At 67.4% G+C, this 23,955-nt stretch carries 21 protein-coding genes; 11 read left to right on the top strand and 10 right to left on the bottom strand.

The genetic code is table 11. The features are described 5' to 3' along the window. On the bottom strand, window positions 1-2,160 hold a 2,160-nt coding region (locus AVT10_RS07050; RefSeq protein ID WP_443018141.1), incomplete at its 3' end, for a CheR family methyltransferase. A gap of 46 nt (window positions 2,161-2,206) precedes the next feature. After that, the gene (locus AVT10_RS07055; protein WP_232307918.1) at window positions 2,207-2,782 is read right to left on the bottom strand and encodes a PAS domain-containing protein; all 576 of its coding nucleotides are present in this window, start codon (window positions 2,780-2,782) and stop codon (window positions 2,207-2,209) included. Between the two features lie 283 nt (window positions 2,783-3,065). Here AVT10_RS07055 and AVT10_RS07060 point away from each other — a divergent pair, with 283 nt between their 5' ends. Next, a complete protein-coding gene (locus AVT10_RS07060; protein ID WP_066689745.1) occupies window positions 3,066-5,648 on the top strand; it encodes a PAS domain S-box protein in 2,583 nt (860 codons plus the stop codon). Here the strand turns inward: AVT10_RS07060 and AVT10_RS07065 are convergent. After that, window positions 5,615-6,016: a YbaN family protein gene (locus tag AVT10_RS07065; RefSeq protein WP_066689595.1), complete on the bottom strand. Its 402-nt coding sequence runs from the start codon at window positions 6,014-6,016 to the stop codon at window positions 5,615-5,617. The two genes, AVT10_RS07060 and AVT10_RS07065, sit on opposite strands and share 34 nt — an antisense overlap. Before the next feature lie 110 nt (window positions 6,017-6,126). Here AVT10_RS07065 and AVT10_RS07070 point away from each other — a divergent pair, with 110 nt between their 5' ends. Beyond that, window positions 6,127-6,627, top strand: a complete 501-nt coding sequence (locus AVT10_RS07070; RefSeq protein WP_066689596.1) for a GNAT family N-acetyltransferase — start codon at window positions 6,127-6,129, stop codon at window positions 6,625-6,627. A gap of 182 nt (window positions 6,628-6,809) precedes the next feature. Here AVT10_RS07070 and bla read toward each other — a convergent pair whose 3' ends face one another. Continuing rightward, complete coding sequence (bla, locus tag AVT10_RS07075) at window positions 6,810-7,706, bottom strand: subclass B3 metallo-beta-lactamase (RefSeq protein WP_066689746.1); 897 nt, start codon at window positions 7,704-7,706, stop codon at window positions 6,810-6,812. 105 nt (window positions 7,707-7,811) lie between these two features. Between bla and gcvA the strand changes: the two genes are divergently transcribed. After that, entirely contained in the window at window positions 7,812-8,702 is an 891-nt protein-coding gene (gcvA, locus tag AVT10_RS07080; RefSeq protein ID WP_066689597.1) for a transcriptional regulator GcvA, read from the top strand. Window positions 8,703-9,000: 298 nt separating this feature from the next. Then, on the top strand, window positions 9,001-9,627 hold the full coding sequence (locus AVT10_RS07085) for a cell wall hydrolase (RefSeq protein ID WP_232307919.1): 627 nt from the start codon (window positions 9,001-9,003) through the stop codon (window positions 9,625-9,627). 236 nt (window positions 9,628-9,863) lie between these two features. Here AVT10_RS07085 and AVT10_RS07090 read toward each other — a convergent pair whose 3' ends face one another. Genes AVT10_RS07090 through AVT10_RS07105 form a run of 4 tightly spaced genes read right to left on the bottom strand, consistent with a single transcriptional unit; the run spans window position 9,864 to window position 13,835 of the window. Continuing rightward, window positions 9,864-10,211 carry a hypothetical protein gene (locus AVT10_RS07090; protein WP_066689599.1) on the bottom strand — a complete coding sequence of 116 codons (348 nt, stop codon included), beginning with the start codon at window positions 10,209-10,211 and terminating at the stop codon, window positions 9,864-9,866. A 13-nt stretch (window positions 10,212-10,224) separates the two neighbouring features. After that, the gene (locus tag AVT10_RS07095) at window positions 10,225-11,631 is read right to left on the bottom strand and encodes an MBOAT family O-acyltransferase (protein WP_066689600.1); all 1,407 of its coding nucleotides are present in this window, start codon (window positions 11,629-11,631) and stop codon (window positions 10,225-10,227) included. Further along, window positions 11,632-12,903, bottom strand: a complete 1,272-nt coding sequence (locus AVT10_RS07100) for a GDSL-type esterase/lipase family protein (RefSeq protein ID WP_066689601.1) — start codon at window positions 12,901-12,903, stop codon at window positions 11,632-11,634. Further along, complete coding sequence (locus AVT10_RS07105; RefSeq protein ID WP_066689602.1) at window positions 12,903-13,835, bottom strand: SGNH/GDSL hydrolase family protein; 933 nt, start codon at window positions 13,833-13,835, stop codon at window positions 12,903-12,905. The genes AVT10_RS07100 and AVT10_RS07105 overlap by 1 nt, the downstream gene beginning before the upstream one ends. Before the next feature lie 446 nt (window positions 13,836-14,281). Here AVT10_RS07105 and AVT10_RS07110 point away from each other — a divergent pair, with 446 nt between their 5' ends. Both AVT10_RS07110 and AVT10_RS07115 read left to right on the top strand, forming a co-directional pair. Next, window positions 14,282-14,695, top strand: a complete 414-nt coding sequence (locus AVT10_RS07110; protein WP_066689603.1) for a TadE/TadG family type IV pilus assembly protein — start codon at window positions 14,282-14,284, stop codon at window positions 14,693-14,695. 17 nt (window positions 14,696-14,712) lie between these two features. Continuing rightward, on the top strand, window positions 14,713-16,338 hold the full coding sequence (locus AVT10_RS07115) for a pilus assembly protein TadG-related protein (protein WP_198158516.1): 1,626 nt from the start codon (window positions 14,713-14,715) through the stop codon (window positions 16,336-16,338). A gap of 32 nt (window positions 16,339-16,370) precedes the next feature. Here AVT10_RS07115 and AVT10_RS07120 read toward each other — a convergent pair whose 3' ends face one another. Then, window positions 16,371-17,225, bottom strand: a complete 855-nt coding sequence (locus AVT10_RS07120) for a PAS domain-containing protein (protein ID WP_232307929.1) — start codon at window positions 17,223-17,225, stop codon at window positions 16,371-16,373. Window positions 17,226-17,458: 233 nt separating this feature from the next. Here AVT10_RS07120 and AVT10_RS07125 point away from each other — a divergent pair, with 233 nt between their 5' ends. The 5 genes from AVT10_RS07125 (at window position 17,459) to AVT10_RS07145 (ending at window position 22,167) form a co-directional block, all read left to right on the top strand. Then, complete coding sequence (locus tag AVT10_RS07125) at window positions 17,459-18,691, top strand: SGNH/GDSL hydrolase family protein (protein WP_066689605.1); 1,233 nt, start codon at window positions 17,459-17,461, stop codon at window positions 18,689-18,691. A 62-nt stretch (window positions 18,692-18,753) separates the two neighbouring features. After that, on the top strand, window positions 18,754-19,446 hold the full coding sequence (locus tag AVT10_RS07130) for a glutathione binding-like protein (protein ID WP_066689606.1): 693 nt from the start codon (window positions 18,754-18,756) through the stop codon (window positions 19,444-19,446). Window positions 19,447-19,563: 117 nt separating this feature from the next. Beyond that, a complete protein-coding gene (locus AVT10_RS07135) occupies window positions 19,564-20,013 on the top strand; it encodes an EF-hand domain-containing protein (RefSeq protein WP_066689607.1) in 450 nt (149 codons plus the stop codon). Between the two features lie 79 nt (window positions 20,014-20,092). After that, on the top strand, window positions 20,093-20,812 hold the full coding sequence (locus AVT10_RS07140) for a response regulator (RefSeq protein ID WP_066689608.1): 720 nt from the start codon (window positions 20,093-20,095) through the stop codon (window positions 20,810-20,812). Next, window positions 20,809-22,167, top strand: a complete 1,359-nt coding sequence (locus tag AVT10_RS07145) for a sensor histidine kinase (RefSeq protein WP_232307920.1) — start codon at window positions 20,809-20,811, stop codon at window positions 22,165-22,167. The genes AVT10_RS07140 and AVT10_RS07145 overlap by 4 nt, the downstream gene beginning before the upstream one ends. Before the next feature lie 205 nt (window positions 22,168-22,372). Here the strand turns inward: AVT10_RS07145 and guaA are convergent, their stop codons facing one another. Next, window positions 22,373-23,929 (bottom strand): glutamine-hydrolyzing GMP synthase, encoded by a 1,557-nt coding sequence (gene guaA / locus AVT10_RS07150; RefSeq protein WP_066689610.1) that lies wholly within the window; start codon window positions 23,927-23,929, stop codon window positions 22,373-22,375. Window positions 23,930-23,955 lie beyond the last annotated feature (26 nt).

A 23,955-nucleotide genomic window follows, 5' to 3' on the forward strand; every position in this document is an offset into this window, starting at 1 on the left:
GTCGATGGACCACTCAGAAGGGGGCAGCTCAAGCACCACGACCGCCAGTTCGGTCGATTCATAGAAATTGCGCAAGTCGGAATTGGCGACGGTCAGCTGGTCGACCTTGCTCTTCAGCTCGTCATTGACCGTCGACAATTCCTCGTTCGTCGATTGAAGCTCCTCGTTCATCGACATCATTTCTTCGTTGGAGCTTTTCAGCTCCTCGTTCGCCGTCTCCAGCTCCTCGATTGCCGAGCGCAGCCGGTGGCGGGTCAGCCGCAGCTCGTCCTCCAGCGATTCCAGATGATCGTCGCTCGGCTCCAGGTCCTGCAACTCGCCCGGATCGGACGGCACGAACGGCCCGGTGTCGCGGAACACGAACAGCAAGGTGCCATCGCCCAGCGGATCGCAGATCACCTCGACCGGCTGCGTGCCGTAATCGGCCTCCACCGACACGTCGCGCGCGATCACCCGGCGGCGTTCGTCGCGCGCCTGGCGCAGCAACGGGCCGATGACGTTGCGCAGGCCGGCGCGCGCCAGGTTGACCGCGCTGCTGCCCCCGGTCCGCGTCACCGGAAATTCGAAATAGCGGCTGAGCTTGCCATAGGCCGAGATGATGCCGCCGTCCTGATCGACGATCAGGCTGGGCGGGGCATAGCGTTCCACCATCCGCCGGGTGGCGAGCGATTCGCTGCCGAGCGACGCCGTGTCGCCGCGGCTGTCGCGTTCGCGCCGCGGCACGGGCTGGCGCTGGCTGCCGGGCAGGTCGATCGGATAATTGGGCGCACCGGGTCCACGTTCGAACAGCCGCGCCTGCTGGTCGACCGGCTCGAACAGATGCTCGAACCGCCCGACGCTTTCCGACGGCCCCAGGAACAGGAAGCCGCCGGGCCGCAGCGCATAATGGAGCAGCGGCACGACCGCCTGTTGCAACCGGTCGTCGAAATAGATCAGCAGGTTGCGACACGACACCAGGTCGATCCGCGAAAAGGGCGGGTCCTTGACCAGGCTGTGGCTGGAAAAGCGGATCATGTCGCGGATCGATGCCGCGATGGTGAAGCGCTCCGCATGCGGCACGGTATAGCGTTCGCGTAAGGCCGGCGGGATGTCGGCCATCGCAGCGGCGGGATAGCTGCCCTCGCGCGCGATCGACAGCATCTGTTCGTCGATATCGGTGGCGAAAATCTGCACCGCCAGCGGCGATCCCGATTTGCGCGCGGCCTCCGCGAACAGCATCGCGATGGTATAGGCTTCCTCGCCGCTCGAACAGCCGGGCACCCACACGCGGATATCCTCGTCCGGCGCGCGGTCCGCCATCAGCGGGTCGATCACCCGCATGCGCAGCGTTTCGAACGCATCGGGGTCGCGGAAGAAACGGGTGACGTTGATCAGCAGGTCGCGGAACAGCGCCTCGCATTCGGCGGCATCGCTGCGGATGCGCGCCAGATAGGCCCGGCCGGTATCGATGCCCAGCACATGCATCCGCCGCTCAACCCGGCGCACCAGCGTCGAGCGCTTGTAGCCCGAAAAATCATGGCCGATGGCGGTGCGCAGTACCCGGCACATCTCGTCGACATGATCGGCGACGACATTCGCTTCCGGTTGCAGCGGTTCGGACCCCCGCCGGCGAAAGAACGCCTGAAGGCAATGGAGGATTTCGCCGGCCGGCTTGACGAAATCGATCAGGCCGGTGCCGACCGCCGACAAGGGCATCCCGTCATAGCGCGCGCTCTCGGGCTGCTGCACGACGCAGACGCCGCCATTTTCCTTGATCGCGCGCAGGCCCGTGGTGCCGTCGGCGCCGGTGCCCGACAGGATGACGCAGGCGGCGTTGGACTGCTGGTCGCCAGCCAGCGACAGGAAGAAATCGTCGATCGGCCGGCGCATGCCGCGGGGTTGCTGGAAATCGGTCAGTTCCAGCACGCCGTCGCGAATGGCAAGGCCACGGCCGGGCGGGATGATATAGACGGTATCGGCCTCGATCCGCTCTCCGCCCGAACTTTGCAGCACGTTCAGCGCGGTGTTGCGGTCGAGCAGCTGCGCCAGCATGCTTTCATGGTTGGGGTCGAGATGCTGGACGATGACGAAGGCGAGGCCGGTCGGCAGGCTGGCCGGGGCGAGCATTTCGCGCAGCGCCTCCAGCCCGCCGGCCGATGCGCCGATCCCGACCACCGGCACCCCGGCCGGGCGGTGCGAACGCGCGTCGACCTTGGCACTCACGACGTCATGCATCGGGGGGGGACTCCAGGCCGGCCAGCATCATCTTCGCCTGTGCCACGATCGCCGCACTGTTGGCGATGGTCAGCAACGTACCCTCCACCACGATCCCAGCATCGCTGGCGATCGGCACCAGCCGGCCGAGCGTGGCGGTCAGCTGCTCGTCATATTCCGCCAGCATTTCGGGCTGCGACCGGCTCACGTCGAACTGCGACGCGAAGATATAGCTGGCCTTGCCGTCGATCGAGCGCAGCCGCGACATGTAGAGCAGGTTGACGAACGGCGTCCCGTCCTTGCGGAAATTGACGATCGGCGTCCGCACATTGGGCTGGGACGGCCGCGTCAGGAATTCGCGCAGCCGGGCGCGCGGTTCGACATTCGCCGCATCGCGCTGCAACAGCCGGCAATTGCGCCCGACCACGTCCTCGGGCTCGTAGCCGGTCAGGCGGCTGAACGCCGGGCTGACCAGCACCAGATGATTGTCACCCTCGGCCGAGGCCAGCGCGAGCGCGACCCGCGACTGTTCAAAATATTCGCGAAGCGCTTTGGGCAGTTCCGACGACACGCACATTCCGATCGACAAGGGAAAAGCTCGATTAGCCGCAAAACTCGTCCGGTAACAGCCCGCCCTCACCTATTGATTGGCGGTGGCATCGAGACGTTTCGCGCGGGCGTATCACAATAGTACATCGTCCATCCGCCACTTGCGCCGAACCGATGGCGCCGAATGGCGCATCGGCGCGTTACATGGGACGGGCAGTTTATTCCCGACGTCGATTGAGCTATCAGGAAAGCCGCGCGTGCGCGAAATTCCGGTGCTCACCGGCATTTCGCGGCCATCGCCATTGCAGGATATGTCGTTTCCAATGTCCGACCTACACTCCGTCGAACCCCGGCCGCTTGACCGCGATCTCGCGTTTCTTGCCGGGGGCGGCGACTGTGCGGGGCTGATCGCTGCGCTCGACTGGAACGCGACGCCGCTGGGGCCGATCGCCCACTGGCCGCAGTCGCTGAAGACCGCGACCGCGATGCTGCTGCGGTCGCCGGTGCCGATCGTGATGCTGTGGGGCGAAGACGGCGTCATGTTGTACAACGACGCCTATTCGGTCTTTGCCGGCGGGCGCCATCCGCAACTGCTGGGATCGAACGTGCGCGAGGGGTGGCCCGAGGTCGCCGACTTCAACGATCATGTGATGCGCGTCGGACTGGCGGGCGGCACGCTCCGCTATCAGGATCAGGAGCTGACGCTCCACCGCCATGGCCGGCCCGAACAGGTCTGGATGGACCTCGACTATTCGCCGGTGCTCGACGAACGCGGCGAGCCGGCCGGCGTCATCTGCATCCTTGCCGAGACGACCGACCGGGTCACCAACACGCGGCGGACGCAGTTCCTGCTGTCGCTGGCCGATGCGCTGCGTCCGCTGACGACGCGCAACGACATCATGGCACTGGCGGCCGAGCGGCTGGGGAAATGGCTGAACGCCAACCGCGCCTTCTATGCCGAAATCAGCAGCGACATGGTGATGCGGATCGATTGCGATTATTGCGACGGGGTGCAGTCGCTCGCCGGTGCGCATTCGCTCGCCTCGTTCGGCTCCGGCCTGCTCGACGCCTATCGCACCGGCGCGCCGGTGGTGGTGCCCGACATCCCCGGCAACATGCAGCTGTGCGAGGCGACGCGTGCCGCGCTCGCCGAGCGGCGGGTCGCGGCGTTCATCGACGTGCTGCTGTTCGACGAGACCGAATGGGTCGGCGTGCTTGCCGTGCAGTCGGCCACCCCGCGCGCCTGGACCCCGGCCGAGGAGAGCCTGGTCCAGGAGGTCGGCGAACGGGTCAAGAACGCGGTCGAGCGCGCGCGGGCCGAAGAAGATCTGCGCCGGCTGAACGAAACGCTCGAGGAACAGGTCGCAACCCGGTCCGCCGAGCGCGACCGGCTGTGGAACCTGTCGCAGGACATGCTGGCGCGCGCCGGCTATGACGGGATGATGTCGGCGGTCAGCCCGGCCTGGTCGCGGGTCCTGGGCTGGAGCGAGGCCGAACTGCTCTCGCGCGGCTATGCGCGCTTCATGCATCCGGAGGACGAGCCGCACACGCTGGCCGCGATCGCGCAGATGGCGGCGACGCATCGCCCCAACCGTTTCGAGAACCGCATCGCGACCAGTACGGGCGAATGGAAGCATGTCGAATGGACCGTCGCGCCGGAAGCGGATGGCCAGAATTTCGTCGCGGTCGGCCGCGACCTGACCGAAGCGAAGGAGCGCGAGGCCGATCTGGAAATTGCGCGCGAGGCGCTGCGTCAGAGCCAGAAGATGGAGGCGATGGGCAGCCTGACCGGCGGCGTCGCACATGACTTCAACAATCTGCTGACCCCGATCATCGGTTCGCTCGACATGCTGGTGCGCAAGAATGTCGGCACCGAACGCGAACGCCGCCTGATCGAGGGCGCGCTGCAATCGGCCGAACGCGCCAAGATGCTGGTCCAGCGACTGCTGGCCTTCGCCCGGCGCCAGCCGCTGCAACCGACCGGCGTCGACGTGGCTCGGGTGATCGACAGCATGACCGGACTGATCGCCTCGACCCTCGGGCCGACCATCGTGGTCGAGGTCAGGCTGGACGAACTGCCCCCGGCCCATGCCGATCTCAACCAGCTGGAAATGGCGCTGCTGAACCTCGCGGTGAACGCGCGCGATGCGATGCCCGAAGGCGGCACGCTGACCATCGCCGCGTCCCGGCGCACGATCCGGCCGGGCGACGTCCCCGGCCTCGCCCGCGGGCACTATGTCCGCCTGAGCGTCGGTGACACCGGTTGCGGCATGGACGAGGCGACCGCCCGCCGCGCGATCGAGCCGTTCTTCTCGACCAAGGGCATCGGCAAGGGCACCGGCCTCGGCCTGTCGATGGTCCACGGCCTGACCGCGCAGCTGGGCGGCGGGCTGACCATCGACAGCGCACCGGGCAAGGGCACCACGCTCAGCCTGTGGCTGCCGGTCAGCTCGGTCGTGCCGAGCGACGAGGAACGCCCCGCCGACCCGCAGCCCGCCCCGACCCGGCTCGGCACCGCGTTGCTGATCGACGACGAGGATCTGGTGCGGATGAGCACCGCGCACATGCTCGCCGACCTTAGCTACAATGTCGTCGAAGCCGCCTCGGCCGAAGAGGCGCTGACCATGCTCGACGCCGGCCTCACCCCGGACGTGCTGATCACCGACCATCTGATGCCGGGCATGAGCGGCGCCGATCTCGCCCGCCGGCTGAAGCGGACCCATCCGACGCTGCCAGTGCTGATCGTGTCGGGCTATGCCGACGAAGACGGGATCGATGCCGATGTTCCCCGGCTGACCAAGCCGTTCCGCAATGCCGAGCTCGAACTGAGCCTCGTCGCGCTGACGACGCCGGCGATCATCGTCGAACCGGCTCAGTCGCTCGGTGCGGGGCGGGTGACGATATAGGCGGCACAACCGCCCATTACCGCCGCGACGAGCACCGCCAGACCGACCCCGGGGCGCGCGCCGAACAGGAACAGCGCATAGCCGATCGCGATGCCGCTACAGGCCATCCCCTTGGCCCGGCGCCCGATCGCCCCGTCGCGCCGCCACGCCACCAGCGTCGGTCCGAAGCGCGGATGGCCGAGCAGCCACGCCTCCAGCCGCGGCGACCCGCGCGCGAAGCATCCCGCCGCCACGATCAGGAAGATCGTCGTCGGCATGACCGGCAGCAGCGCGCCGATGAACCCCAGCGCGACGAACAGCCAGCCGAGCGCGATCCAGCCCCACCGCGACAGGCGGCTGCGAACGGACACGGGCGGGTGCGGCGGCATGACCGCCACCCTATCGCGCTCCGCCCGCCGCCGATACCGGTTTTGCGAGCGCGACGCAGCATCGTCAGCGAAACATTGCGTCTCGCGTCCTCCGCGACGAAGATGCCGGCATGACCGACCTGCTCGTCCGCCTGTACGACCTGCCCGATGTGCAGCACCGTCCACAACTTGCCGAACACGGCGTCAATATCCGCCGGGCAATGTCCGCCGAACGCCATGTCGTACTGGCATGGGTCGCGGAAACGTTCGGTCCGGCTTGGCGGAGCGAGGCGGCGCGCGCCTTCATCCGGCCGGTCACGACGCTGTGGATCGCGGTTCGGGGCGATGCCGTGATCGGTTTCGCGGCCTATGACTGTTCGATGCGCGGCTTTTTCGGTCCGACCGGTGTCGATCCGGCGGCACGCGGATGGGGTGTCGGCGAAGCGTTGCTGTTCGCCACCCTGCACGACATGCGCGCGATGGAATATGGCTATGCGATCATCGGCGGTATCGGGCCGGAAGCCTTTTATCGACGGTGGCTGGACGTGAGCGTCATTCCGGGATCGCAGCATGGCATCTATCGCGGGATGCTCCACTCTCCCGGCGATGCGCCGCCGGACGAGGACGACTGATCCGGGCTGATCCAAACTCGGCGTTGTCCGACCTTGGTGACCTGCGTTCAGCGTCTGCGGCCGCGATTGGCACAGGCGGGTGGAACCGTTCGTGCCGAGTAGGGACTGAGCGTGTCGAAGGCCCATATCGAAGCACTTGGGCCGGCCCTTCGATACGCCGCTTCGACAAGCGCAGCGGCTGTTCACGACGATCGGTTCCGCCGGACAGCATCCCGCTTCACCTTGCGCCGTGCCGCGGCCAGTTCCGCCTCGAACGCCGCACGCTGTTCTGCCACCATGCGCGGCAGCAGGCCGGGATCGACAAAGGCATCCACCCGCCCCGCCCTGCGCCGTGCACCGCGCGCGATCACATCGGCGAACTCGGGATGGCCCGGCAGGACGATGTCCGCACGCATCGTCGCCAGCTTGGCAAAGGTGCGGCGGAAGTCGCCGACGATCCCCGGATAGCCGCGATTGCCGATCAGCTTGTTGCCCGCCACGGTGATGCTGCACGGAAATAGCACCCGGCGCAGCTTGCCTCCGTCGCGCGCGACCATCGACCAGCTGGTGCAGCCCGGCGTATGCCCCGGTGTCAGATGCGCGGTCAGCGCGACCTCGCCCAGCCGCACGACCTCGCCGTCGCCGATCACCCGGTCGACCTGGATCGCAGGATAGCGGGTTGGACGATAGGTCACGTCGCTCTGTCCGGTGCCGTGTTCCAGTGCCCAGCGATCCCCGGCACTCGCCAGAAACCGCGCGCCGGTATCGCGCTTGATCCGGGCGATCGCGCCGACATGATCGTTATGGGCATGGTTGCTGACGATCAGCTTCACCCGGTTCAACGGCACACCGACCCGCCGGATACTACGTTCGATCAGCGCCGCATTCTGTTCCAGCGTCCCGTCCAGCAGGATCGCCCCGTCGCGCGACACGATCAGATAGGCCGACAGCCCCTTGGTCCCGACATAATAGAGATTGTCGGCGATGCGGAACGGTTCGGTCGGCGTCGACCATTCGGGCGGGTCGGCGGCCAGAACGGGACCGGCCGCCACCATCGCCGCCAACGCCAGCCATCCCCGAACGAGCTTATGGTATCGCATTGTGTCCATCCCCTTGCCCATGCTTCGCTACGGGGAATTGACCGCAAATACACGCACCGACAAAGGATCATATCTCGGTTCGATCCTTAGGAAATCTCGGCATCCATGGCGCGTGCACCGGTTCCGCTCAATGCCCTGCGCGCGTTCGAAGCGTCCGCGCGGCATCTGTCGTTCACCCGCGCCGCGGACGAATTGTGCGTGACGCAGGCGGCGGTCAGCCATCAGATCAAGGCGCTGGAGGCGCGGCTGGGCGTCACGCTGTTCCGTCGCTCTAATCGCGGGCTGCTGCTGACCGACGAAGGGATGGCGCTGGCCCCCACGCTGATCGACTCGTTCGGCGCGATCGATCGGCTGTTCGACCGGTTCGATACCGGCGGCGTGGCCGAGGTGCTGACGGTCAGCGCGGTCGGCACCTTCGCGGTCGGCGCGCTGCTCGAACGGTTGCCGGCCTTTCGTGCCGCCTGTCCGGGGATCGACCTGCGGCTGTTGACCAACAACAACCAGGTCGATCTGGTGGCCGAGGGTCTCGACTATGCGATCCGCTTCGGTGACGGCGCATGGCATGGCGTGGCGGCGGACGTGATCTGCCCTGCGCCGCTCACCCCGCTCTGCGCGCCGGTCGTCGCGCGGACGCTGCGCGAACCCGGCGACCTGCTGCGCACGACGCTGCTGCGCTCCTATCGGTCGCAGGACTGGCCGGCATGGTTCGCGGCGGCGGGGCTGGAGGTCGGCGCGCTGCACGGGCCGCTGTTCGATTCCTCGCTGGTGATGGTGCAGGCGGCGATGCTTGGCAACGGCGTCGCGCTGGCCCCCGCGGCCATGTTCCGGCGAGAGTTGGACAGCGGACGCATTGTCCAGCCTTTTGCGATCGAGGCGGCGGTCGACAGCTATTGGCTGACCCGGCTGAAATCACGACCGACCGGGCGTGCGATGCAGCAATTCCGGCGCTGGCTGCTCGATGAATTTGCGCGGGAACGCGGCGACGAATCGAAATAGTCGGACGGCGGGACAACGCTCGGTTCTACGGACGATTCGCGACAATCCGGCGACAGGAACATGGTTTCCGCGCGTTTACGTTCGATTATTTTATCGTTTCGGCCGTGGATTGATCGGACGCCACGAACGGTTCGTCGCCGATGAACGGTGCAAACGTTGACAGTTTGCCGCGCCGGCCCGAAGGACGTCCCGGTTTTCAGCCGGTCCGGCCATCCGCCCTTTCCAAAGAAGCGGAAGTCGCACGGCGAGACGTGGGGGATCCCGACGGCCGCTTCTTTTGTCCGCGTTTCTGCGGCCGATGGCGGGCACCCTCGCGCACAAAAGATGCGTTGGAATGAATAAGCGTTGGTCCGTATTGGTGTTGTGGAGCCTGACGGCGGCAAGCGGCGTAGCGAGCGCCCATGTCGCGATGAACACGGATCCCGAACTCCCGGTCGTACAGCAACCGGCACCGATCGCCCCCGCTTCCACTCCCGTTACCTTTGCCGCCGCGACCCCGGTCGTGCAGCCCCTCCCCACCGAAGCAGCCGACGTCGCCACCGACGACGCTGACGTCGATACCGCCGATCTCGACAAGTCCGAGATCGAATGTGTCGCCAAGGTCGTCGTGCACGAAGCCGGCAACCAGCCGCACAAGGGCCAGCTGGCCGTCGCCCAAGTCATTCGCGCCCGCATGAAGAGCGGCCGCTTCGCCCCCAGCGCGTGCGGCGTCGTCAAGCAGCGCGGCCAGTTCTTCAACGTCGATGCATACAATCCGCCGCGCAACAACGGCCGCTGGAACACCGCCGTCGACATCGCCAAGCGCACGCTGGCCGGCAAGGGCGAAGACGTCGCCCCGGGCGCGCTGTTCTTCCACTCGGCCGGTGCTTCCTTCCCGAAGCGCACCCGCGTCGCGCAGATCGCCGACCACACCTTCTACCGCTGACACGCTCCTGGCATCCGCCAGGACCTCCGCAACGCCCGCGCCGAGCCATGCTCCCGCGGGCGTTGCCGTTGGTGGGTCGACACTCTTCCGCCACCTCCGCAAACCCGTTCGGTTCGAGCAGCTTCGAGCCTGTCGAGAAGCGTCCGTCGAGAACCCTGAGTTTGGGGCAGCCCTTCTCGACTACGGTTCTCGACAGGCTCGAACCTGCGCTCGAAGCAAACGGAAGCGGACGGTAACTACCGCGCGCTCCCATCCTCACCCGGCTGCTCACCCCCGAACCGCGCTGCCTGCGCCGCTTCCCACCGGCTCCGCACCGCAGCCCGCGGCGCATCGAACCCCAGCCGCTCGGTCAACCCCGCCCATGCCGCGATCGGCGCCCGCAACGGCTCGGTATAGGGCGACGGCGGCAGCTCGTCGAACCACGCCGCGATCGCATGCGCGTTGAACAGCGCCAAGAACAGCGTCGCGGTCACGATGATCGTCGACATCCATGCGAAGGGCCGTACGACATCGACCGGATCGGGCGCGACCAGCACCGGCGACCCGACCTCTACGATCTCCCCCTGTTCGGCACCCGTGGTCATCGGCGGCTCCCGCTCAGAACTGGTAATAGATGAACGGCGCGACCCCTTCGGGCCGCATCGCGTCGACGATCAGGATCAGCACGCCCAGCGCCAGCCCGATGATCGGCGCGGCATGGTGGCGGACCCGCACCGCCAGCCCCTGCAGGATGCCGGCCGGCACGGCATGGATGGCAAGGCCCAGCACGACCAGCGCCAGCGACAGCGGCGTGACCAGCGTGTTGCGCCAATCGCCGGCGAACAGCTGCCCCAGATAGGCGAACGCCTCCCCCTCGCCCTGCGCACGGAAGAAGATCCAGCCGAGCACGACGATGTGGAACGTCAGCAGGATACCGGCCCAGCGCGGCGCCGTGGGCAGGCCGGCGGGGCGATGCCGCGCCCAAAACCGCTCGATCGCCAGCCAGCCGCCATGCAGCGCGCCCCAGATCACGAACGCCCAGCTGGCGCCATGCCACAACCCGCCCAGCAGCATCGTCAGGAACAGGTTGATATAGGTCCGCACCGGCCCCTTCCGGCTGCCGCCCAGCGGGATGTAGAGATAGTCGCGCAACCAGCTCGATAGGCTGATATGCCACCGCCGCCAGAAACCCTGCAGCGAGGCGGCGCGGTACGGCTGGTCGAAATTGCGCGGGAAAGTGTAGCCCAGCAGCGCCGCCAGCCCGATCGCCATGTCGGAATAGGCGGAAAAGTCGCAATAGATCTGCACCGCATAGCCATAGGCGCCGATCAGCAGGTCGAAGCTCGACCGGCTGGCCGGATCGAAGAACGCCGGATCGACCAGCGCGCCGGCCAGCTGCGACGCGATCACCGCCTTCTTGAACAGCCCCCACAGGATCAGCAGCAGCGCGGCGGCAACGACCCCACGATCGATCGTCGGCACGCGACGGAACTGCGGCAGCAGGTCCGCGCCGCGCACGATCGGCCCCGCCACCAGATGCGGGAAGAACGACATCAGCAGCGTCAGGTCGAGCAGGTTCGCCGCCGGGATGCGCCGCCGATGGACATCGACCAGATAGGAGATCGCCTGAAAGGTGAAGAACGACACCCCGACCGGCAACACCACCTGCAACAGCGGCAGGTCGCGCGCAAAGCCGAGCGGAGTCAGCAGCGCGCTCAACTGTTCGAGGAAGAAGCCGGCATATTTGAAATAGCCGAGCACCCCCAGATTGGCGACGACCCCGACCGTCACCAGCGCGCGGCCGGTTCGGTCGTCGTCGCTGCGCACGATCGCCTGCGCCAGCGCCCAGTTGACGAAGGCCGATACGAACAGCAGCGCGACGAACCGCGCATCCCATGCGCCGTAGAAGAACCAGCTGGCCAGCAGCAGCGCGATCTTGCGCCATTCGTTCGACCGCCCCAGCGACCACGTCACGCAATAGACGACGAGGAAGAACAGCCCGAAGCTGAGCGTGGGAAACAGCATTTAGCGAACCGGTGCAGAAGGAGCGGTGGTCGACCAGCCCGAGGATGGCGCGGCGCCGACGATCCGGGTCATCGCCGCGTCGAGATCGGCCTGCAACAGTCGCGCAATCTCCGCCCCGCCGCGGCTGGTGAAATGGACGTGGTCGCCCCGCATCAACGGGGTCGCCCCCTGCGTCCAGCCATCGGCGACACAGCGCCCGCCCATGCGCTGCGCCCAGTCCCAATAGGCGATGCCGAACGCCCGGGCCTGTCGCCGCTGGACCGCCTGCACCGATGCGAGCGCCGCGGTCGGCCGCCATCCGCCACCGTCCGCGCATGGCGCACTGGTGCCGCTCTCGCCGCTTTGCAGCCCCGGCTGCTTGGTCGCCGAATCGGGCGCGCCGATCAGCAGCATCGGCACATCGGGCGCCAGCCGCCGCAACCGCGTCAGGTCGGCACGCAGCGTCGCTTCGTAGGCGCTGGCCGAAAAACCGGGGCGGAACGCCTCGTTGGTGCCATAGGCGACAACGATCAGGTCGGGGCGATAGGCGGCCAGCTCGGTCGCGACCACCCGGTCGTCGGTCCGCCCGAAATGCAGGAACTGCGCGCCGACCGTGCCGAGGTTCGACAGGATCACCCCGCCGCCCATGCGCCGTTCGGTGCTCCATGACGTAATCGTCACCGGCCCGCCGATGACCGTCGCCGACGCGATCGTCGCCTCGCCATTGCCGTCGAGCGTGCGACAGCGACTGCCCGCCTGCGCCCCGTCGAGCGACCATGCCACCACCGCCGCGCCCAGGCTCAGTTGCAGCGACCCCTGTCCCGGCCCGCTCAGCGCGCAGACGGTCAGCCGGTCGAAATTGCGGCCGTTATCGGCGCTCAGCGTCACCGTCGCGCCGGGTTGCTCGCTGGTCAGGCTGTAACCGCTCAGCCCCAGCCGGATATTGCTGTTCGCGGAATAGGCCGCGCCGAAGATGCCGTTGACGCTCCATCCGATCGACTGGCCGGCGGTGATGTCGCGGGTCAGATAGCCGGCATAGGGGCGACCGGGCGGCAACACGCCGCGCCCCGCCCGGCCGAAACGCGTCTGCAATGCCGTCCGCCAGCTGCCGGTGATCTGGTCGCCGGCGGTATGGCTGTCGCCGATCTGGAGGATGCGGACCGGCTCGGGCGCTTCCTTCGCGCTGGCCAGCTTTTCAAGGAACGGGCGAAGCCGTTCCGCGTCGCACAGCCCGCCGATACAGGCCTGGGCGCTTGCGGCCTGCGCCAGCGCTAGGGCGAACAGCGCCGACATCAGCGCGCATTCCCGGTCGGCGTCGGCGTCGGCGTCGGCAGCGGCCGCCCCGCCTCACGCCGGGCACGCTCGGCATAGCGCCGCAGGTCGTCCGCCACCTTGGCGGTCAGCCGCTGATAACCGACCCCGATCATGTGCAGCCCGTCGCCGGTCCGCATCAGCACCGGCTTGCCAGTCTTCAGGTCGGGTAGATAGGCATTGTACTTGCCCTCCGCGTCCAGCGTCAGCGGACGGGAGTCGAGGAACGGCACGCCCAGCCGGCGCATATGCTCCTCGTAAAATGCGTCCATCGCCTGCATGTCGGCATCCAGCTGCGGATCGCGCATCACCGGCAGCCCGACCCAATAGACGACCGCCCCGGTCGAGCGCAGCGCCTTTACGTAGCTGTCGATGCGGTCGCCGATCACCTGTTTCCAACCATCGCTCATCAACGGGTGGAGATGGCCGTCGGCGAACACCGCCTGATTGTCGTTGGCGCCGAAGCTGATCACGACGGCATCGACGGGTTGGGCAGCGAGTTGTTCGCGGGCGCGCTTTTCGAGGTCGATCACGCGGTAGCGGGTAAAGCCGGTCGCCTCCTTGGCGAATTTCAGCACCTCGAAGCCGTCGTCCTTGGGCAGCTGCCGATAGAGCGCGTCCCAGATGCCGTTGCCGAAGCTGTCGCCGAACACGCCGACGCGTAGCACCCCGTCGCGCTTCACCCGGTTGATGACTTGGCGGTCGATCGGCCCGTCGACGGTGCGCGCGGCGATGGCGGGCGCGGCCGGCGTCGCCGGCGCGGCATCGGTCCCGGTCGAGGATGCGCCGGGCGCCACCAGCGGAGTCGGCGACGCGACCGGCGCGGGCGTTTCCGGCAGCGCGATCCGGCCGTCGCCCGCAAAGGACAGGCCGACCACGAACCCGGCGATCAGGCCCAGGACCAGGACCGCCATCCGGTCCCCCAGCCACCACAGCCTGGATTCCGTCGCTCGATTGGCAGCAGTCACGTACCTATACCCGTTCACATCTGGGGTGGCCCGCGGACGCGCGGGCGGATCACGCTTGCGGGTAACTGTTCGCGCGGTGCGGGGCAAGACGTCGGCCATATGGCGTGCGCCACGCCGTCGCACCGGCATGACGGACCGCGCCGGACGCCCGACGGCGACGGCGGCACCAGGCGCCCGAAGGGTTCGCAAATTGCGAGATAACGCAGTCGGTTACGGGAAACCGTCCGGTCACCGCACCGCCCTATCCTGTCGATCGGGAGGAGTGCAGCATGGTCGTATCGATCGGCTTCCGCGTATCGGACTACAGCGCAACGACGGCCGCCGGCCCCGTTCGAACGGGCGGGAGCGGCAACGGCGCCATCCCCCTGCGATCGTTACGTAAATTGCGCAGGATGCGTCCGCTCCGGCGCGTCGCGGCCGACCGGCGCGGTGCCGCGCTCATCGAACTGGCCCTGGCGCTGCCGGTCCTCATGGTCTTCCTGTTCGGCATTATCAGCGGCGGCAGCTGGCTGGCGATGTCGCATGTCGTGCAGGAAAGCGCGAACGAAGGCGCGCGTGCGGCGCTCGCCGGGATCACGCCGGCCGAGCGCGTGACGTTGGGGACCGGCGCCGCGCTGCAAACCCTGTCGCGCAGCTACGGCATCCGCAGCACCGACGTGTCCGTCCGCATCGACGATGACGGCCGGCTGCTGACCGTCCGCGTCGCCTATGACGGATCGGCCAACCCGTTGCTCAAGCTGCCGATCATGCCCGCCGCGACGACCATGATCCAGCGACAGGCCAGCGTCGTGCTGGCAGGATTCTGACGATGGTCGTCCGGGCTATGCGGCGCCTGGTCAAGGCGCGGGAGGGCAATGTCGCGCTGATGCTGGCCGGCGGGCTGACGATGCTGACCGGCACGGCGGTGCTGGGCGTGGATACCGCCAGCCTGTATCTGGAAAAGCGCCGGTTGCAGGGCGCGGCCGATGCCGCCGCGCTGGCGGCCGCCGGCGACCTGTCCAACGGCACGGCACGGGCACAGGCGGCGGTATCGCTGTCGCCCGACAACGGCACGCGGCTGACGGTGATGACCCCCGGCCGCTTTACCCGCGACGAACGGCTGGCGGTCGATGCCCGGTTCCTCGCCAACGGCACGCCGGGCAATGCGGCGCAGGTCGCACTGGAAAGCCGCATCCAACCGGTCTTCGCCCGCGTGTTCGGCTATCGCGACGTCACCATCGAAGCCCGCGCCACCGCCGCGCGCATCGACCTCGCCGCATTTTCGCTCGGGACACGGCTGGCATCGGTGCAGGGCGGCCTGCCCGGCGCGCTGCTGTCGCAACTGGCGGGCAGCGAATTGTCGCTGTCGGTCATGGATTACAATGCGCTGGTGTCGGGACAGGTCGATCTGCTCAAGACCGCCGAGCTGCTGCGAACCACCGGCGGCGTGCGCGCCGACACATTCAACGACGTGCTGGCGACCGATATCGCCCTGCCGAAACTAGTGACGGCGATGGCCGGGTCGACGACCAGCAGCGCCGCGGCCCAGCTATTGCGTTCCATCGCGGGCAAATTGCCCAATCGCACGGTCCGCCTCGACAAGATCGTCGACCTCGGCGCGCTGGGCAGCCGCAACGTCGCCGATCCGCTGCGACCGGTCGAAACCGATGCTTATGCATTCCTGCGCGAAGTCCTGCAGATTTCGGGCGGCTCGCGACAGGTGCAGAGCGATATCGACCTCGGCATTCCGGGCATCGGCCAGACGCGGGTGTTCCTCCAGATCGGCGAGCGGGCGGCGAACAGCCGCTGGTTGTCGGTCGGCGAAGCGGGACAGGCGGTCGTGCGCAGCGCGCAGACCCGGCTGTGGATCGACATCGCGCTGGTGAACGCCCCGCTCAGCCTCGGGTCGGTGCGCGTGCCGATCTATGTCGAACTGGCCGAGGCGGAGGCGCGGCTGGCGCAGATCACCTGTCGCGGCGGCCCGGCGAACGCCACCGCCGCGCTGGACGTCACGCCGTCGCTCGGACGCGTCGCGATCGCCGATCTCGATCCCGCCGCATTGCCGAATTTCCAGCAGGCGGTGGCGCTGCGCCCCGCGCGGATGGTCACGCTGCCGCTGGTGTCCTTGACCGGTCTGGCGAATGTGCAGCTCGGCGGCACACAGGCGCAGCGGGTCAATTTCTCGACGGCCGAGATCAACGACCATGTCGTCAAATCGGTCTCGACCAACGACATCGCCGCCGGCGTCGCCAGCAGCCTGCTGCGCACCATCGACATCCGCGCCAATGTGCTGGGGCTGGGCGTGTCGGCCGGCCTGTTGACCAGCACGCTCGGCAATACGTTGAGCGCGGTCGCGCCCGCGCTGGACCTGGTGGTGGGGCAGGTGACCGCGCTGGCCGGGGTGCATGTCGGCCAGGCGGACGTACGGATCGACGGCGTGCGCTGCGGCACGCCGGTGCTGGTCGGCTGATCCTATCGCCGGGTCAGCAGGACGATCGCGCCTTAATTGCCATAGACGCCGCGCAGTTCCGCGATGGTCACCCGCACCGCGACTGTCGCGCCGTCGTTCGACAACAGCACGCTGTCGATGGTGCGCGCGCCCTCGCCGCTCAATACCTTGTCCAGCGCCTCGCGGAACGCGACGCGGTGGGCGACGGGGACCAGGTCGGCGATGGCGACATGGTGCAGCCGCTCTTCGGACAGGTGCACCATCTCGCAAAAGGTCGGCTCCGCCCGGTCGATATGGCCGCGCGTGTTGAGGCAGACATACCCGATCCCGTCATGTACCCCGATCGCCTCGCGCAGCGACTGACGCACATCGGCCAGCCGGTGCCGCTTCATGTCCTCGGTGATGTCGTGGAACAGGATGGTGACATGGCGGGCAAAGGGATGGATATCGACCCGCACCCAGCTGTCGGGGCGAAACAGCGACGGAATTTCCGCCGATGCCGGTTCGCGGCTGGCGACCGATCGCCGGACATAGGTTTCGACCAGCGACCCGTGCAGCGTCGGTACCGCCTTGAAAACATGGTGCCCGACCAGTTCGTTTTCCTCCCGGTCCAGCTGGGCATGCGCGACATGGTTCGCGGCCAGGATGCGCATGTCGTAATCGATCAGCAGCACCCCGACCGTCAGGCAGTTGGCGAAATCCTGCAGGCTGGGCGGCGCGATCGGCGCATCGCCGTCACCTTCGTTGTCGCGCAGCGCGTTATAGTGGCGAACCGTCGTCAGCACATGGGTCGCACGGCCATGATGCGTGACGAAGATCGCTTCGTCATCCTGCATCTGGCGCAACTGACCGAAGCGGCGGGCGAAGTCGGCAGACGATACCGTCGGCTGATCGGCCTCGTTTCGCATGATCACTTCGCCGCCCGTTCCTGGCATACGCTGTCCTCCCGGTTGTCCGTTAACCCTGCCACTTCCTTCAGACCGCCATCAACGCGGCCTTTGCGCAAACCCATCAATATAAATGGATTTATAGTGGATGAGTTTCCAAAGAAACAACCGGAACCATCGCAAGGGCGAATTTATACACTTGGCCAATTAGTGCATTTGAAACATCTAATCACGCAAACAACGGAGCAACATCTATGCGTATACTTTCGACCGTAGGCTTTGTTCTGTTGTATTGTGGCATCGCATCGGCAAATCGTTCTCCTCCGCCGACCTGGGTCGCGACCTGGACCACCTCCCCGATCCGCTCGAACCCCGAACACGCACTACCTTCGCCAACTTCCGGCAACACGACCGTCCGCCAGGTCGTTCGACTGACGCTCGGCGGAGCGGCGCTGCGCGTGCGCTTCACCAACCGGTTCGGCACGACCCCGCTGCGGATCGCCGGCGCGCATGTCGCGGTCGCATCGGGCCCCGCCGCCGCCGGGATCCAGGCGGGCACCGACCGCGCGCTCCGTTTCGGTGGCCGCCCGGACGTCGAGGTTCCCGCCGGCGCGGATTTCTGGTCCGATCCGGTGCCATTTGCCGCCAAGCCCTTGTCCGACCTCGCGATTACCACCCACTTCGCCGCCCTGCCCGACCAGCAGACCGGTCATCCCGGCGCCCGGACGCGTAGCTGGATTGCCGGCGGGGATCGGCTGGCCGACACCGCCTTCGCCGATGCCAGACCGGTCGAACGCTGGTTCCAGATCGCCGCCGTCGAGGTGACCGCCGCCCCTCCGGCGCGGGCGATCGTCGCGCTCGGCGATTCGATCACCGATGGCTATGGCGTGACCGACGGGCGGCATCTGCGCTGGACCGACGATCTCGCCCGCCGCCTGTCCGCCGCCCCGCGCACGCGTCGGATCGCGGTGCTGAACCAAGGCATCGGCGGCAACTGCCTGCTGGCGGAATGCAGCGGCCCCAATGCCTTGGCGCGCTTTGACAGCGACGTGGCAAGCCAGCCCGGCGCGCGCTATGTCATCGTCCTCGAAGGGATCAACGACCTGGGCCGGCTAGGCCGCGAACGGCCGGTCTCGCCGGAGGAGCGCCAGTCTCGAGTGCAGCAGATGATCGCCGGATATGCCCAGATCGTCGCGCGGGCACGGGCGCTCAGGCTGACCGTCATCGGCGGCACGATCACGCCGTTTGTCGGCAACGACTATTACCACCCCGACGCCGCCGCCGAAGCCGCACGGCAGGCGATCAACGCCTGGATCCGCACCCCCGGCCATTTCGACGCAGTGATTGATTTCGACCGGATAGTACGCGACCCGGCGCGACCCGACCGCCTGCTGCCCGCCTATGACTCGGGCGACCACCTGCATCCCTCGATAGCGGGCTATCGGGCGATGGCGGATGCAGTTCCGCTCACCCTGTTCGCTCGCTGACGCCTTGGTTTGCGCGGGGAAGCACACCATCTGCCGCGCCTACCCCGTATCGGAGCCGTTCCATGATCGACCTGCACTACTGGCCCACGCCCAATGGCCACAAGATCACGCTGTTCCTCGAAGAAGCCGGCCTGCCCTACACCATCCACCCGGTCGATATCGGCAAGGGCGAGCAGTTCCGCCCCGAATTCCTCGCCATCGCACCGAACAACCGGATGCCCGCGATCGTCGACCATGAACCGCTGGGCGGCGGCGATCCGCTGTCGATCTTCGAATCCGGTGCGATCCTGCTCTATCTGGCGGAAAAGACCGGCCGCTTCCTGCCCGCCGACACCGCCGGACGCTATGACGCGATCCAGTGGCTGATGTGGCAGATGGGCGGCCTCGGTCCGATGGCCGGGCAGAATCATCATTTCAACATCTATGCGCCGGAGAAGATTCCCTACGCGCAGGACCGCTATATCCGCGAGACCGCGCGGCTGTACGGCGTGCTCGACAAGCGACTGGCCGACCGCGACTTCATCGCCGGCGACTATTCAATCGCCGATATGGCGGCCTATCCCTGGATCGTCCCGCACGAGGCGCAGGGACAGAAGCTGGAAGACTTCCCGAATTTGAAGCGCTGGTTCGACGCCATCGCCGCCCGCCCCGCGACGGCCGCGGCCTATGCCAAGGGCAAGGCGATCAGCGACGGTAGCAAGCCGATGACCGACGAACAGCGTCGCAACCTGTTCGGGACGCCGCCTAAAAACTGAGCCTTGCGACAAACTGCGACAAAGCCGCGGTTTGTCGACAAAGGCTGGCGACAATTACCGGCGACAAGCGGCGCATTCTCCACCGGGGGTGCGCCCCTTGTTCAAAGGTACAGTCCCATGCGTTCGTTGATTGCCGCTGCCTCGCTCGCCGGTATCGCCCTGCCCGCGATCGTCACCGCCCAGACGCCACCGCCCACGCCCCGTCCGATGGCCGACGGCGTCCTGACCCGCGAGGGAGCGCTTGCCCGCGCCGACCGCCGGTTCGACGCGCTCGACACCGACCGCGACGGCACGATCAGCGCCGCCGAGCGCGCAGCGATGCCGCAGCGCCCGCGCGGGACCGTCGATGGCACGACGCCGATGCCCGGCCGGTCTATGGGCGACCGCATGCTGGAACGCGCCGATGTCGACAAGAACGGCGTCGTCACCCGCGAGGAATTCCGCGCGGTCGCGGCGCGTGCCTTCGATCGGCAGGATGCCAACCATGACGGCCGCGTCGATGCCGCCGAACGCAAGCAATGGCGCGACCAGCGCATGGCACACCGCGGCGGTCAGCCGGCCGAGTAACCCCTGACCGGACGGCGCGGTCGCGTACCGCGCCGTCCGGCATTTCCCTTATGTCGATGGGCCGCGTAGCATGTCCGACATGGCCGATATTCCTCATTTACTGCTGGTCGACGACGAACGATCGATCCGCGAACCGCTTGCCCAATATCTGACGAAGCAGGGTTTCCGCGTCACCCAGGCGGGCGATGCGGAGGGTGCGCGGGCGCGGCTGAACGCCTATGCCATCGACCTCGCTATCCTCGACATCATGATGCCGGGCGAGGACGGGCTGTCGCTGTGCCGCCATATCCGCGAGACAAGCGAGACGCCGGTCATCCTGCTGACCGCGCGCGCGGAAGAAACCGACCGGATCGTCGGGCTGGAAATGGGCGCCGACGATTATGTCGTGAAGCCCTTTTCCCCGCGCGAACTGGCGGCACGGGTGAAGGTCGTGCTGCGGCGGACGGCTGGCGGCGCGGTCAGGCAACACGCGCCGGAGGCCGGGTCGTTCGCCTTCGCCGGATGGGTGCTCAAGACCGGTGAACGCGCGCTGGTCGATCGTGAGGGCGTGTCGGTGCCGCTGTCGACCGGGGAATATAACCTGCTGCATGCTTTGGTCACCCGCCCGCGCCAGGTGCTGACCCGCGACCAGTTGCTCGACCTGACCCAGGGGCGCGAGGCGGCGGCGTTCGATCGCGCGATCGACAATCAGGTCAGCCGGTTGCGCAAGAAGATCGAGACCGACGTCCGCAACCCGGAGATCATCAAGACGGTATGGGGCGGCGGTTATACGCTGGCGACCGAGGTGACGCGCCTGTGAAGCGGCTGTTGCCGACCAGCCTGCCCGGACAGATCGCGTTGCTGGTCGCGGTGGCGTTGTTCGTCGCGCAGGCGCTGAACTTCGGGCTGTTGCTGCGCGAACGCCGTGCCTTTCGCTTCGCCGAAATCACCCTTCCCGCCGTCACCCGGCTGATCGACGCCGCCGAACGCCGGATCGCGCCGCGGCCGGGACAGGCGAACGCAACCCCGCGCGATCGGATGCGTGGGGTGCGGCTGGTCACGGATCGCGTGCCGGCGATGCGCGGCGAGCCGGAGCGAGACGTCGAAGCGGCGATCAGGTCGGGCTTTGCCGAAGCCGGCATCCGGGTCGGCACCATCGCGGCCAATATCCGCCCGATCGACGAAGCCGAAGTCCGGGCGCGGGGTATCACTGGCCCTCGCGCCGACCGGTTGCGGCGGATGGGCGCGGTGCTGGATGCCGCGGTCGAGCTGCCGGGGCGCGGCTGGCTGGTCTCGCATACGCCGTGGCCGATGGCCGAGCGCGGGCTGTTGTGGCAGCTGCTGGCGCAGACCTTCATCCTCTACGTCATCGTGCTGCTGCCGGTATTGTGGATCGGGCGGCGTATCGCCAAGCCGCTCAGGCGACTGGCGGGGGCGGCACGCGCCTTTCATCCCGCCCGCCCGCTGCCGGCAATTGAGCCTTCCGGGCCGCAGGACGTACGGCTGCTGATCTCCGCCTTCACCGATCTGGGGCGGCGGGTGAATGCGATGGTCGACGAAAAGGACCGGATGCTGGGTGCGATCGGCCATGACCTGCGGACACCGCTGGCGGCACTCCGGGTGCGAGTCGAATCGGTCGAGGACGATACCGACCGGGCGCGAATGGTCGAGACGATCGACGAGATGAACGCGACGCTGGACGACATCCTCTCGCTGGCGCGGCTGGGGCGGCCGAGTGAGGCGGCGACCGATGTCGACGTCGCGGCGCTGGTCGACGCGGTGGTCGACGACTTCCGCGACCTCGGCCATGATGTCGACTTCGTGGAGGCGGCACGGGTGCCCCTGCACCTGCGGCCCAATCTGATGCGGCGGGCGGTGCGCAACCTGATCGAGAATGCGATCAAATATGCCGGCGCTGTCGAGGTTCGGGTGGCAACGAGCGCGCAGGCCGTGGCGATTATCGTCGCGGACCGTGGCCCCGGCATTCCGGCGGACCGGATGGCGGAGGTGTTCGATCCCTTCACCCGTCTGGAAACGTCGCGCAATCGCGATACCGGCGGGATCGGGCTGGGATTGGCGCTGGCCCGGGCGATCGTACGCGATGCGGGGGGTGAGGTCGCGCTGACGAACCGCGAGGGCGGCGGGCTGAACGCGACGATCCGGTTGCCGCGCTAGGGTCGCCGACTGCGTCAGCCCGACGTCCGCCCAACCCGTCACCCCGGGCTTGACCCGGGGTCCCGCTTCTTTTGCTACCGTCGAAAGAAAGCGGGACCCTGGGTCACGCCCGGGGTGACGGACTAAACGAAGCGCTCAGCACCACCCCGCTGGCGCGGGGCGAATGACAAGGACTCAAATCGCCCCCGGGCGATTTGAGTCCTTGTCATTCCCACTCGATCGTGCCCGGCGGCTTGCTCGTATAGTCGTAGGTGACGCGATTGATGCCCTTCACCTCGTTGATGATCCGGGTCGCCACGCGCGGCAGGAAGTCGCCCGGGAACTGGAATGCCTGCGCCGTCATGCCATCGGTCGAGGTGACCGCGCGGAGGGCAAGGACGTTGTCGTAGGTGCGGCCATCGCCCATCACGCCGACGCTGCGCACTGGCAGCAATACGGCAAATGCCTGCCAGATCGCGTCGTACAGCCCGGCGGTGCGGATTTCCTCGAGGTAGATCGCGTCCGCCTTGCGCAGGATGCCGCAGCGCTCGCGGGTCACCTCGCCCGGAATACGGATGGCGAGGCCGGGTCCGGGGAACGGGTGGCGCCCGACGAACACGTCCGGCAGCCCCAGTTCGCGACCCAGCGCCCGAACCTCGTCCTTGAACAGTTCGCGCAACGGTTCGACCAGCGCCATGTTCATGCGTTCCGGTAGGCCACCGACATTATGATGGCTCTTGATCGTCACCGACGGTCCACCGGTGAAGCTGACGCTTTCGATCACGTCGGGGTAGAGCGTACCCTGCGCGAGGAACTGCGCTCCGCCCAGCTTCTTCGCCTCGGCCTCGAACACATCGATGAAGGTCTTGCCGATGAACTTGCGCTTGGCCTCCGGATCGGTGACGCCGGCGAGGCCGTCCATGAACAGGTCCTGCGCGTCCACATGGACCAGCGGGATATTGTAGTGGCCGCGGAACAGGCTGACGACCTGCTCCGCCTCGCCCGCGCGCAGGATGCCGCCATCGACGAACACGCAGGTCAGCTGGTCGCCGATCGCTTCGTGAATCAGCAGCGCGGCGACCGACGAGTCGACCCCGCCCGACAGACCGCAAATGACCTTGCCGTCGCCGACCTGCTGACGGATCTCCGCAATCTTGGCATCGCGGAATTCGGCCATCGTCCAGTCACCGGCAAGACCGCAGACGTGGCGGGCGAAATTGGCGATCAGCTTGCCGCCATCGGGGGTATGCACGACCTCCGGATGGAACTGCGCACCGTAATAGCGGCGCTCGTCATCGGCGACGATGGCATAGGGCGCGCCGGGGCTGGTCGCGACCGCGCGGAAGCCGGGGGCGAGTTCGGTGACCTTGTCGCCATGGCTCATCCACACCTGATGCCGTTCGGTCCTTTGCCACAGGCCGTCGAACATCGCGCAGTCGTCGCCGACCTCGATATAGGCCTCGCCGAACTCGCCCGAATTGCCCTTCTCGACCTTGCCGCCCAGCTGCGCGGTCATCACCTGCTGGCCGTAGCAGATGCCGAACACCGGGACGCCGGAGTCGAAGATCGCCTGCGGTGCGCGCGGGGAACCGTCGTCGCACACCGATGCGGGGCCACCCGACAGGATCACGCCCTTGGGCTTCATCCGTTCGAACGCGGCCTCCGCCGACTGGAACGGGGCGATTTCGGAATAGACTCCGGCCTCGCGCACGCGACGCGCGATCAGCTGCGTCACTTGGCTGCCGAAATCGACGATCAGGATGGAATCGGGGGTCTCGTTCATGCCCCCCGATAGCAGAGCGCCGCGCG

This window comes from Sphingomonas hankookensis, from assembly GCF_001619955.1.
GTDB classification, from domain to species: Bacteria; Pseudomonadota; Alphaproteobacteria; order Sphingomonadales; family Sphingomonadaceae; genus Sphingomonas; species Sphingomonas hankookensis_A.